The organism is Treponema sp. UBA3813 (assembly GCA_002368605.1).
Classification (GTDB): domain Bacteria; phylum Spirochaetota; class Spirochaetia; order Treponematales; family Treponemataceae; genus Treponema_D.
Genome location: DFEB01000032.1, coordinates 65,886 through 75,368, shown reverse-complemented (window position 1 = coordinate 75,368; position 9,483 = coordinate 65,886). Strand labels below are relative to the sequence as shown.

Here is a 9,483-nt window from a genome sequence, read left to right as displayed (position 1 = left end):
GGAAGAAAGTATCGATAAGTCGGACTTTCGTGACCATTGTTTCGGTTGGAGCCAGTCGCTCTGCATAGCAGTTTACGGCACGCTTAACCGGCCATTTGAATGAGAGACCGATTTCAACATCGTTGCCCTTTTCGTCGGTGAGAACGGCAATCTTGTCTTTGAGGGTGTAAGAGCCCTTTTCTTTGATAGATTTTACCGTGTATGTGCCAAGCAGATAGAATGGCACGAAGATTTTGTGGGTGAAAGGTCCTTCAGGAACGCTTCCCACATATTCGCCTGCTTTGAGAACATCACCAGGCTTTGCAGTCGGTGTGAATTCCCACTGTTTTTCTTTGTCGAGAGGGTCAACATAAATACCCTTCTCAAGGAACCAGCCTGCCTTTTCTGCAAGCAAAGGAAGAGGGTTCTGCAAACCATCATAAACCTGTCCCAAAAGACCTGGACCAAGCTCGGCAGAAAGAAGGTCGCCTGTGAATTCAACGACATCCCCCGCCTTGATTCCTTTTGTCATTTCGTAGACCTGAAGCTGAGCTACATTTCCGCGGATACGGATAACTTCGCTCTTTAAGCTTGAGTCCTCAACTTTAACATAGGCAACTTCGTTCATAGAAACATTTCCGTCAAATTCGACAGAAACCATGTTTCCATTAACTCCGACTACCTTTCCTTTTGTATCCGTCATTTAATTCTCCATCTATAAATCTTCAAGACTATTTATCTTCAAGAATTCTTGTATAAATCTTCTTGTAAGAAGCCAAACCGTTTGCCTCGTCGAACTTTTTCATTCGGGTGGCAAGCTTGAGCTTGAGACCGTAACTGAAGACGGCATCAAGTGAAAATCCATCTGTCGGACGCATGCTTTCAATAACAGTGAGCCTGTACTGGTTGAGGTATTGCTCGGCAGCCAAAGGACTGTCCATACCGCTCGCAGTGCGTGCCGCCTGAACCGCGTCAGGAGCAATCGACTCATTGCCGGCGCTGAACTTCTTTTTCATGCGCAGGGCACGAATTTGAGCCAGGGCCAGACGGAGGCTCTTTTCCTTGTAATTCCAAGTGTCAACGAATGACGAGCCAGTTTTTGAATCTTCCAGCGGTGGTTCCAAAGAAAGACCGTCAAGAATCTTCATTTCGTTTTTGCTAAGAAAGCGTGAACAGAGGTCATAGTAATAATCATAAGTAATTGGCAATACCGTTTTATCGTCGCTCACCGTAAAGCCGGGAAGCTGGGATACAAGGTAATATTGATTACTCATACTCTACCCCCGTTTATCCTACTCAGATTTAGCAGCTTCTTTCATGATGCTGGCAACCCGCGGATTCAAATATGCGCTGAAAAGCTCAGCGACTGCTTCTGCAGAGAAGTCGTAGAAAGCCGCACCGTCTTTTACGCCGACACGGAATCCAGAATTGATTGAAGAGTCAACCTTGAGCGTGAGACCTTTTGAGATTTCGGCTTTGAGGGCTGCTTTAAGATTTGATTCCAAAGCTTTCAAATCTTTTTCGTTCAGAAGAACGGAAACTTCGCTTGCCTCTGTATTTGCCGTCCAAGCCTTAACCGTTTCCGGAATGAGCTTTGAGAGCAAGTCAGAAGAATAAGCTTTTTCTGATTCTGCAGTGATGATTGCAGAAAGTTCTTTTGTGATGCTGTCTCTAAATGAGAGCACGAGGTTTCGGCTAGCCTGACGAATTGCATCTTCGCTTGCCTTTTCCATGCGTGCTGTTTCATCTTTTGCTGCTTTGATGATTTTATCAGCTTCTTCTTTCGCATTCGCGATGATTCTCTCAGCCTCAGATTGAGCCTGAGCTTTTACTTCAGAAGCAGATTTTTCGGCAGCAGCGACACCGTCTTTTTTAATCTTTTCGATTAAATCCTGTACCTGGATGTCCATGCAAACCTCTCTAATAAGTAAAGATTCTTTAATTATAACCCTTTTTTCAGAGATTGCAAACAAAATTTTAAGATAAATAAAAGAAAAATCCAAAAGTCTGACATAATTATGCACTATTATTGACAGTCTTTACCCAATTCGATAAAATATAAGAATAATCGATTATTTTTATAGGGAGGCTAGAAATGGCTGGTGCATCAAAAAACTCTCGTACAACCGTTGCAACACAGAAATTTACTTGCACATGCGGTGGCGAAGTCGAAATGAAAACAAAGCTCGAAAATGGCAGACTCAAGAACTACGCTGAATGTCAGAAATGCAAGCGTACAGAGAGACGACCAAAAGATTTCAAATAATAGATAACTTTATCAGAAATCTTACAATCATAAAATCCCCGCTTCTTCATGAGTGCACTTTGAAGAGCGGGGATTTTTTATTTTTGCGGATTTACGAGATGAGCACTGACCGCCGCCCATTCAGTTTCTAACAACAAACCGCCTCTTGCAAGAAATTTATTTAAAATAAAAAAAGCCGCCTTACATAAAGACAGCTTAATATCGGGATGACAGGATTCGCCTTCCAGTCGCACACCTCCTGTGCGCTCCTTTCAGGCGGCTGCATTCGCTTACGCCCGCCTCCTTGCGGGCTCTTCCTCCCGCTGGTCGGCGCTCATTCCGCTTCGAATCCTGCGATGTCTCTTGCAAGAAATTTATTTAAAATAAAAAAAGCCGCCTTACATAAAGACAGCTTAATATCGGGATGACAGGATTCGAACCTGCGACATCTTGGTCCCAAACCAAGCGCGCTACCAGCTGCGCTACATCCCGGAAAAAAATGGGCAGTGAGAGACTCGAACTCCCGACAACCTGGGTGTAAACCAGGGGCTCTACCAACTGAGCTAACTGCCCGATTTATTTTGCAACGCTCGAATAATATATCAAAATTTCTAAATCAATGCAAGTGCTATTATCTTAAAATTTCAAAAAAAATGCATTATTCGCAATATTCTTTGATTCTTGGAAGAATCTCCGCCAGAGGTCGATATACAACTTCTGTCTCAGGCACGCTGCTCGTAAACATGCGGCCATAAGATTTTTCGATTATGCGCCGGTCAAGAACGACCACCGCTCCCCTGTCATCTCCGCGACGGATAAGCCGGCCAAAGCCCTGTCGGAATTTAATCACCGCGTCGGGAACACTCAACTCCATAAAAGGAAAGCCACCACGCTTCGCAATCTCTTCGCTTCTGGCCGCGAAAACAGGATCGCTGGGCACTCCGAAAGGCAATTTTACGATAATGACCAGAGAAAGAGCCTGTCCCGGAACATCCACTCCCTCCCAAAAAGAATCTGTGGCAAAAAGACAGCTTGCCGTATCTTCCTTAAATTGGGACAAGAGACGGAAGCGGTCATCATCCCCCTGCTTTAAGACAGTGATTCCGCTGGAACGAAGGCGAGTGCGAGCCGTATCACAGGCATGACGCAAGGAATCATAGGCCGTGAACAAAACCAAGGTCTTTCCGCCAGCAGCCTCAATCATTCGCACGATAGAATCTTCAATGTAAGACTGGAAATTCTCGTTATCGGGAAAAGGCGCGTCACTGGGCACGGCAAGAACCATATTTTCCTTGTAGGGAAAGGGAGAGGCGAATTCACCTGAGTTTACCCTGTCCTTTTCGACAAAATTGATTCCCACCCGCTTTTTCCAGAAATCAAAACTCTTGCTGATTGAAATCGTCGCCGATGTGCAGACAATGGTTTTCATAGGCTCAAAAACACCCTTGTTCATCATGGGAGCGATGTCCAGCGGTGTCTCATTAAAGACAAAATAAAGTGGATTATCAGAATTTTTTGCCATTGAAGGAGGAAGTCGGGAAGCTTGAACCCAGAAAACGCTCTCAGGATGCTCTTCCCATGAAACAAAATTCTGAGCCGTTGCCACCATGTCATCCAGGCGGCGGAGAACAGCCTTCGCCTCGTAAATCACAGAAGAATCCAAATCATCTTCGTCAATTCCTTCGATAATTTCCCTCATCAAGCCGCAAACAGTCGCAATGTGTTGCTGTACTTTTTTTATTTTTTGAATAATGCCGGTAAAACGATGGGCACTTCCCTGAAACAGCCGGAGATTAAATTCCCTTCCCAAAACAGAAGCCGCCTCTTCTTCAAGAGCCACGATGGAAGACTTTATTTCTTCAATCTCAACCTTTACTACATCAGATTTATCCTCAATGCGGGAGAGAGCCGAAAGAGTAAAAAGATAGCCCGTTGCGCTGGCCTTCCGCTGACGGTACAAAAGACTGAGCTGCTTTAAAATTCTGAAACGGTTGAGGGAATTTGAAAAAAAACTCGTGGCCGCGTCTTCAATTCCGTGGGCCTCGTCAAAAACAATTCGCTTGTAAGGAGGAAGCACCGCCGTGTCATCGTAACCCGCCCCGTTCATGCGGCTTTCAATGTCAGCAAAAAGCATGTGATGGTTTACAACGAGAATGTTCGCGTCAGCCGCTTCCTTCCGCACCTTCATGACAAAGCACTTTTCCCGGAACTTACACCTCATTCCCATGCAGGCGTCCGCCTCGGAGTTTACCCGCTGCCAGAGATTTTCCGGGGGCATAAAAGACAAGTCGCTTTTGCTGCCAGTCTTGCTCTCCTTTGCCCATGCGTTGATTTTGTCAAAGATTTCAGTCTCATCGCTGAACAAATCCCGCTCAGAGCCCACTTCAGAAAGACGGCGGAGGCATACATAATTCTGCCGTCCCTTTACGAGGATGGACTTGACCTTCTTGCCTATGATTTTTTCTGCCTGCGGGATGTCCTTTTCGGAAAGCTGCTGCTGGAGATTTATGGTTCCAGTGGAAATCACCACCCGCTCCTTATTGTTAATCGCCCAGAGCATTGAGGGGATAAGATAGGCAAAAGATTTTCCGACACCGGTTCCGGCCTCAAAAACACCCACAGACTCATCATTAAAGGCCGAAGAGATTTCCTTTACAAGCTCAATCTGACTGGGCCGCTCCTCAAAATAAGGGGAGATTTTTGCCAGAGGACCGGAAGAAGAAAGATAAAGAGCCGTTTCGCCAGAATCAAGTTTTTTCGTGACCACAGGCGTAATCGGCTCCATGACCACATAAACTTCGCTCACGGCATTGTTGACGATGTAAAAGCCCTGGGCCTTTTCTGAGACATCACTTGCCACCATTAAATCAGCGTCAGAAGGCTGAAGATTTCCCGAAGGATGATTGTGGATTAAAACAGAGGCCTCCCGCGCAAAGGAAAAATTAACAGGGACAGAATCAGAATTTCCCCGACTTCCCGCCTGAACAGAAATAACGACGCCCTCAGCGTTTATAATACCTGCAAAAAAAACTTCGTTACCGCCAGCCATCTCAATCTGGCGTTTCATCTCCTGGCGGACCTCAAGGGAAAAGCGACGATTTATTTCCATAATTGAGATATTCTACATTTTCATTCCGAATTTTTCCATAAGTTTGGCGTGGAGACTTTCGGTTTCGCTGTCGTTTAAGCCCAGACTTTGTGCATTGGTTAAATCTTTTAAGGCATTGTCGAAATCTCCCAATTTGTAATAGGAAACTGCCCGCCTGAAATGGGCGTGAGACTGGTACTCGTTGATTCGGATTGACTCAGTATAAGCCGCAATGGCATCTTCATGCTTGTTCATGATGCTCAAAACGATTCCAATGTAATAGTATGAGCGGAAAGCGTTGGGATCATAAATTACGCTCTTCTGAAAATCCTCAAGGGAAGCCGTATAATTGTTCTGGGAAAAATAGGCCATGCCCCGGTGCTTGTGAATAACCGCAAGGACTGGAGCCGGTGGCGTTGGCTCAGAATTGATGATAATTGAGTAAATCTCCACGGCTTTTTCCAAGTCTCCGTGGTTATGAGCCTGAATCGCCTCAAGAATCATATCGTCAATAGTGCCGTGAACATAGGGAGAAACCCGGCTGATGCTCTTAGGCTCAAGATTTTCGATTTTCTTTCCGCCACCCGTAAATGTAAGCTCATCCGCCTTTTCGTAGAATGAAGCCCTGCGAGCCTCCACCTCCCCTTGCAGCTTTTTCTGATAATCGCGGATTTCCTGGAAAATAATGTCGGCAAGAGTAAGGCTTGCGTTCATAGATGCGAGCTTACGGCGAAGGGGCATGTCAAAGGGAGTGAACTCTGACTTATAGATAAGCTCATGCTCAACCTCTGCCCAAGCGTCCTGTAAAATCGTGCGGATTTGGATTTCACAAACAAGACTCTCCGGCAAAGGAAGCTCGCATTTTTTTGGCATACAGTCTTTTGGAATTGAGACAAGGACATGCACGGACTCGTAGCCGAATTCTCGGAAAGACTGCTGCGCTCCCTTGTACTCCACTTCCTTGACGACGAAATTGTCCTTAATCTGCTGCTCAACCTCGCTTAAATCTTCAAGGAAGGCACAGATTACCCGGATTCCCATCATGTCGGTGAGCTCAACGAAATTATTCTTTTCGGCCTCTTCACTCTTTAATCGAAGGACTTTACGGTAATAGCTGTTGAAAGACTTTACGCGTGATTTATATGTGGGATTTGAGGAAAGATGAAGGTTTTTACGAAGCTTATTCTCTACATTCGTTACGATTTCAGAAAAAACCGGTTTATAGGACTCGTAAGTTGCTTTTATATTATTTTTACTCGGCAATGAATTTACAAAATTTTCCATAAAAGGATTTTACCATAAAATTATATTAAAGCAAGTATTATTTTAAAGACAAAAAAACCGCCTGCGAATTGCAGACGGTTTTTTTTAGGGCTAAACTAATTAGTTAGCAGCCTGTCCACCATTTGACTGAGCAGCTGCACTATTGTTTGCATCGATAGTTGGTGTGAAGTCCTCTTCAACAGCCATCTTTCTCTGCTCAACATAGCGGTTAACCTGCTTGTTGCCGAATCGTGACATTTCAAGAGCCTGACGAGCAGACTCTTTGCGTCCGATGATTCCCCAAATGTCTTCATCAGCGATATCGCGTTCTGTCTCAAGATTAGCTTTATCGTAGATGATTTTTACATCTTTGAAGTAACCGATGAAGTCATCACCAATGTGTGCTGCATCACGGCAAATCTGGAATCCTTCGAATTTAGCAAATGGTTCGCCACGAGGATAAATTGGGTAAACACGGATTTCGCGAGTGCGAACTTCTGAAATATACTCAGGGTTGTTCCATTCGAGAGTTTTCCAACCGTCGAATCCGAGGTAACCCATGAAGTAGCGGCGCTCAACACCGTCTGTATCGCTCAAAAGAACATAGAGAGCATGTGGGAAGTTCATACCCATAGTTGTAACTGCAATCTTTTTGATTGTACCAACATTCTTTACAAGACCATAAGCTGGAGAAGCTTTGTCTGATGGATCATCAGCTTCGAACAACCATTTTGGTCCTGAAGATTCACCGTCGCCTGACTCAGCAGCTTTTCGGTCGCCGTTTTCGTCAAGTTCTCCATACGGCTCATAAGCTGGGATAGAGAATGGTGGAACAATTTTTGCATTTGCGTTGTATGCACCTGTTGGGAATACAACTCGGACACCCATAACAGTGTCAAATGCTTTTGAAGGTGCCTCGCGAACCTGTGACAGAGCCAAGCTGCTAACAGTGCGAGCAGAACTGTTAAGAACGACTTCCCACTGTGTGATTGCGAGAGAAGACTTCATAAGTTCTTTCTGGTCCTTAGTAAAAGATGCACCAGCAGCCTTACGATAATCCATTAAAGTACGACCGTTCTGGTTTGGTTTCTGTTCATCACTGCTTGAACCATCTTCGTTCTGAGGATAAACAGCGGTGTCTGCTTTAAGCGTTGTGAAGTCGATAAGGGTTCTCTCTTCTGCAAAAGATGAAAGTCCTACGAGCGTCATCAATGCTGCCGATAAAACTAAAGTTTTCTTCATTTTTCGAAGCTCCTTTTTTCTCAAATGATGTAGCCTTGTATAACTCACAGTATCTAACATATATTGAATTTTGTCAATGAAAATTTAAATCGATTTTCAGTCAGAAATACAATTTCCATCAATAAAAAGTTCTATATGTTTGATGCCTGTAAAATTCTTTTTGATATTTTTTTTAAAAAGTTTAACGCCTTCTTCTATGCAAACAGCTCCAGTTTCCTGCAAAGCAGCCTCAGAACTAAGCCCGACATAAAGGGAATTTTGGCGTAAAAAACAGTATTCAACCTGTGTTCCAGGCGTAAAAAGCGCCCTTCCCCTATAAAACGAAGGACCTAAAATCAATTCGTCCACATAGTAGTTTATTTTTCCTTGGACTGGATGAGAGTCAAGGTAACGGACTTCCTTTTGATTACGTGTGGAGCCTGAAAGCGGATAGATAAAGACACGACGGTCTTCTCCGAGATGGGAAAAAACATGAATCATAATGAGAAGCAAGATGATTCCGCCAAGAATGGCTGCAACTTTTATTTTATTTTTTTGAAGAAATTGTATGCAATTATCGATTTTCATCTTTTAGAATTCCGTTTAATGTCCGGTAAATCCCCTGGAACGCTCAAAGTGAGTAACGAAAGCGGACAAGCCATTATATATTCCGAGAGACATTTTTTGCAAGTAGGAATTATCAGCCAGAAGGGCGGCCTCTTTTTCGTTTGAGAGGAAGCCGACTTCGACGAGGACTGCCGGCATGTTTGAATTCTTGACGACAAACCACTCCTCAGCCTTAATCCCCCGTGGAGTTGAAAGATTTCCTACCTGAGCGGCGATTCCGTCCATGATGAATTTTGCGATAAGAATGCTTTCGGTGGTGTATTCTTCTTCCATCATGGAATTCATTACATTAAAAAGATTCTTGTCCACATCGCCGGTTTTTTCGAGAACTGTGCGGCGGTAGCCAGGCGAAAGATACCATGTCTCGTAACCGGAAGCCTTTTTGTCGAGGGAAGAATTGACATGCACGGAGACATAAAGAATGGCTTCTTTTTCTCCAAGTTTGACAGAATTTGCTATTTCTGTGCGTTCAGCCAGAGAGAGGAATACATCAGTGTTGCGGGTCATAAGGATTTTTTTGTCGGGATAAGCGGCCTTGAGCCTTGAATATAGCATTTTACCCACCGCAAGATTTATGTCTTTTTCACGAACCGTGACATTTTTCCCTTTGATTTTATGAGTCATCTGGGCACCGGGGTCTTTTCCGCCGTGACCGGGATCAATGAGAATCGCACCGATTTTGTAGCCGTTGCTTTCGTTTGTCTCGGTTTTGAAGAGTTTGTCAGCGCTGTCAAGGAAGGCTTTTGTGACATAAAGAACACCGTCTTTTACCACGGGAGCGTCCGTAAGGGCAAGTTTTTTGTAATCCTGCAAGACAAAGCCGTCCCCTGCCCTAAAAGAAACCTGATGGCCGTTTTTTTCAAGAAGACCAGAGCCGCTCAAAGAATCCCAGTAAACCGTAGCACCAAGTTTTTCTGACTCAGTGATTAAATTCAAATTTGCTGACTGAGCGTGTATCGCAAAGAGAGAAAATAAAAGTGTTAAAAATAGAAATGCTTTCTTCATAAAATGCACAATTCATAATGCATAATAATTCTCAATCCATAATGATGAACGCTTA

The 9,483-nt window shown here is 44.2% G+C and carries 8 protein-coding genes, 2 tRNA genes and 1 pseudogene; 1 reads left to right on the top strand and 10 read right to left on the bottom strand.

Annotated features, from left to right (window positions below):
• The 3 genes and pseudogenes from B2089_RS05590 to B2089_RS05580 form a co-directional block, all read right to left on the bottom strand.
• Positions 1-682, bottom strand: a pseudogene (locus tag B2089_RS05590) (V-type ATP synthase subunit A); the annotation flags it as partial.
• A 28-nt stretch (positions 683-710) separates the two neighbouring features.
• Positions 711-1,253: a DUF2764 family protein gene (locus B2089_RS05585; protein ID WP_296322584.1), complete on the bottom strand. Its 543-nt coding sequence runs from the start codon at positions 1,251-1,253 to the stop codon at positions 711-713.
• A gap of 18 nt (positions 1,254-1,271) precedes the next feature.
• A complete protein-coding gene (locus B2089_RS05580; protein ID WP_296322587.1) occupies positions 1,272-1,889 on the bottom strand; it encodes a V-type ATP synthase subunit E in 618 nt (205 codons plus the stop codon).
• A 185-nt stretch (positions 1,890-2,074) separates the two neighbouring features.
• Between B2089_RS05580 and B2089_RS05575 the strand changes: the two genes are divergently transcribed.
• On the top strand, positions 2,075-2,245 hold the full coding sequence (locus B2089_RS05575) for a hypothetical protein (RefSeq protein ID WP_184658033.1): 171 nt from the start codon (positions 2,075-2,077) through the stop codon (positions 2,243-2,245).
• Between the two features lie 398 nt (positions 2,246-2,643).
• Here the strand turns inward: B2089_RS05575 and B2089_RS05570 are convergent.
• The 7 genes from B2089_RS05570 to B2089_RS05540 all read right to left on the bottom strand — a co-directional run bounded on the left by B2089_RS05570 (position 2,644) and on the right by B2089_RS05540 (position 9,428).
• Positions 2,644-2,716, bottom strand: a tRNA-Pro gene (locus tag B2089_RS05570).
• Positions 2,717-2,724: 8 nt separating this feature from the next.
• Positions 2,725-2,797, bottom strand: a tRNA-Val gene (locus tag B2089_RS05565).
• Positions 2,798-2,882: 85 nt separating this feature from the next.
• Positions 2,883-5,333, bottom strand: coding sequence for a helicase C-terminal domain-containing protein (locus B2089_RS05560; protein ID WP_296323328.1), 2,451 nt, complete (start codon positions 5,331-5,333; stop codon positions 2,883-2,885).
• A gap of 12 nt (positions 5,334-5,345) precedes the next feature.
• A complete protein-coding gene (locus B2089_RS05555; protein WP_296323325.1) occupies positions 5,346-6,596 on the bottom strand; it encodes a tetratricopeptide repeat protein in 1,251 nt (416 codons plus the stop codon).
• A 99-nt stretch (positions 6,597-6,695) separates the two neighbouring features.
• On the bottom strand, positions 6,696-7,817 hold the full coding sequence (locus B2089_RS05550) for a flagellar filament outer layer protein FlaA (protein ID WP_296323322.1): 1,122 nt from the start codon (positions 7,815-7,817) through the stop codon (positions 6,696-6,698).
• A gap of 96 nt (positions 7,818-7,913) precedes the next feature.
• The gene (locus tag B2089_RS05545) at positions 7,914-8,384 is read right to left on the bottom strand and encodes a hypothetical protein (RefSeq protein ID WP_296323319.1); all 471 of its coding nucleotides are present in this window, start codon (positions 8,382-8,384) and stop codon (positions 7,914-7,916) included.
• Between the two features lie 15 nt (positions 8,385-8,399).
• Entirely contained in the window at positions 8,400-9,428 is a 1,029-nt protein-coding gene (locus tag B2089_RS05540; protein ID WP_296323317.1) for an N-acetylmuramoyl-L-alanine amidase, read from the bottom strand.
• Between the last annotated feature and the right edge of the window lie 55 nt (positions 9,429-9,483).

What these genes read in the sequence shown, in the direction of transcription:
- B2089_RS05585 (WP_296322584.1), bottom strand. Translation starts at nt 1,253, where the DNA reads ATGAGTAATCAATATTACCTTGTATCCCAGCTTCCCGGCTTTACGGTG.
- B2089_RS05580 (WP_296322587.1), bottom strand. Translation starts at nt 1,889, where the DNA reads ATGGACATCCAGGTACAGGATTTAATCGAAAAGATTAAAAAAGACGGT.
- B2089_RS05575 (WP_184658033.1), top strand. Translation starts at nt 2,075, where the DNA reads ATGGCTGGTGCATCAAAAAACTCTCGTACAACCGTTGCAACACAGAAA.
- B2089_RS05560 (WP_296323328.1), bottom strand. Translation starts at nt 5,333, where the DNA reads ATGGAAATAAATCGTCGCTTTTCCCTTGAGGTCCGCCAGGAGATGAAA.
- B2089_RS05555 (WP_296323325.1), bottom strand. Translation starts at nt 6,596, where the DNA reads ATGGAAAATTTTGTAAATTCATTGCCGAGTAAAAATAATATAAAAGCA.
- B2089_RS05550 (WP_296323322.1), bottom strand. Translation starts at nt 7,817, where the DNA reads ATGAAGAAAACTTTAGTTTTATCGGCAGCATTGATGACGCTCGTAGGA.
- B2089_RS05545 (WP_296323319.1), bottom strand. Translation starts at nt 8,384, where the DNA reads ATGAAAATCGATAATTGCATACAATTTCTTCAAAAAAATAAAATAAAA.
- B2089_RS05540 (WP_296323317.1), bottom strand. Translation starts at nt 9,428, where the DNA reads ATGAAGAAAGCATTTCTATTTTTAACACTTTTATTTTCTCTCTTTGCG.